Annotated in this window: 2 rRNA genes (1 of these 2 only partly in view); both read left to right on the forward strand. The window is 58.3% G+C overall.

The features are described 5' to 3' along the window. Positions 1 to 1,006, forward strand: a 16S ribosomal RNA gene (locus ACIQ9E_RS00005); the annotation flags it as partial. A gap of 311 nt (positions 1,007 to 1,317) precedes the next feature. After that, a 23S ribosomal RNA gene (locus ACIQ9E_RS00010) occupies positions 1,318 to 1,950 on the forward strand (it continues 2,467 nt past the right edge of the window).

The following is a 1,950-nucleotide window of genomic DNA, read 5'->3' on the forward strand; positions in this document are numbered from 1 at the left end:
TGTCCGGAATTATTGGGCGTAAAGAGCTCGTAGGCGGCTTGTCACGTCGGGTGTGAAAGCCCGGGGCTTAACCCCGGGTCTGCATTCGATACGGGCAGGCTAGAGTGTGGTAGGGGAGATCGGAATTCCTGGTGTAGCGGTGAAATGCGCAGATATCAGGAGGAACACCGGTGGCGAAGGCGGATCTCTGGGCCATTACTGACGCTGAGGAGCGAAAGCGTGGGGAGCGAACAGGATTAGATACCCTGGTAGTCCACGCCGTAAACGTTGGGAACTAGGTGTTGGCGACATTCCACGTCGTCGGTGCCGCAGCTAACGCATTAAGTTCCCCGCCTGGGGAGTACGGCCGCAAGGCTAAAACTCAAAGGAATTGACGGGGGCCCGCACAAGCAGCGGAGCATGTGGCTTAATTCGACGCAACGCGAAGAACCTTACCAAGGCTTGACATACACCGGAAAGCATTAGAGATAGTGCCCCCCTTGTGGTCGGTGTACAGGTGGTGCATGGCTGTCGTCAGCTCGTGTCGTGAGATGTTGGGTTAAGTCCCGCAACGAGCGCAACCCTTGTCCCGTGTTGCCAGCAAGCCCCCTTGTGGGGTGTTGGGGACTCACGGGAGACCGCCGGGGTCAACTCGGAGGAAGGTGGGGACGACGTCAAGTCATCATGCCCCTTATGTCTTGGGCTGCACACGTGCTACAATGGCCGGTACAAAGAGCTGCGATGCCGTGAGGCGGAGCGAATCTCAAAAAGCCGGTCTCAGTTCGGATTGGGGTCTGCAACTCGACCCCATGAAGTCGGAGTTGCTAGTAATCGCAGATCAGCATTGCTGCGGTGAATACGTTCCCGGGCCTTGTACACACCGCCCGTCACGTCACGAAAGTCGGTAACACCCGAAGCCGGTGGCCCAACCCCTTGTGGGAGGGAGCTGTCGAAGGTGGGACTGGCGATTGGGACGAAGTCGTAACAAGGTAGCCGTACCGGAAGGTGCGGCTGGATCACCTCCTTTCTAAGGAGCATTTCTTGCCGGGTTTTCCCGGTCAGAGGCCAGTACACCGGCGAGTGTCCGGTGCTGGTTGCTCATGGGTGGAACGTTGATTATTCGGCACACGATCCTGGTTGATGGAGTCAGTACTGCTTCGGCGTGGAAGGCTTCTGTTGACTTGGGTCGGGTGTTGGGCGCGCTGTTGGGTGTCTGAGGGCACGGACGAGAGTCCTGGGTGTCTTCGGTGCCGGCCCCGGTGTTCTCACTGCTGTTGTGGTGGGGTGACGGGTGGCTGGTCGTTGTTTGAGAACTGCACAGTGGACGCGAGCATCTGTGGCCAAGTTTTTAAGGGCGCACGGTGGATGCCTTGGCACCAGGAACCGATGAAGGACGTGGGAGGCCACGATAGTCCCCGGGGAGTCGTCAACCAGGCTTTGATCCGGGGGTTTCCGAATGGGGAAACCCGGCAGTCGTCATGGGCTGTCACCCGCTGCTGAACACATAGGCAGTGTGGAGGGAACGAGGGGAAGTGAAACATCTCAGTACCCTCAGGAAGAGAAAACAACCGTGATTCCGGGAGTAGTGGCGAGCGAAACCGGATGAGGCCAAACCGTATGCGTGTGATACCCGGCAGGGGTTGCGTATGCGGGGTTGTGGGATCTCTTTTCTGCGGTCTGCCGGCCGTGGGACGAGTCAGAAACCGTATGGATAGGCGAAGGGCATGCGAAAGGCCCGGCGTAGAGGGTAAGACCCCCGTAGCTGAAATTCATGCGGCTCGTTTAAGAGACACCCAAGTAGCACGGGGCCCGAGAAATCCCGTGTGAATCTGGCGGGACCACCCGTTAAGCCTAAATATTCCCTGGTGACCGATAGCGGATAGTACCGTGAGGGAATGGTGAAAAGTACCGCGGGAGCGGAGTGAAATAGTACCTGAAACCGTGTGCCTACAAGCCGTGGGAGCGTCGGAG

This window comes from Streptomyces sp. NPDC094448 (assembly GCF_044763775.1).
Classification (GTDB): domain Bacteria; phylum Actinomycetota; class Actinomycetes; order Streptomycetales; family Streptomycetaceae; genus Streptomyces.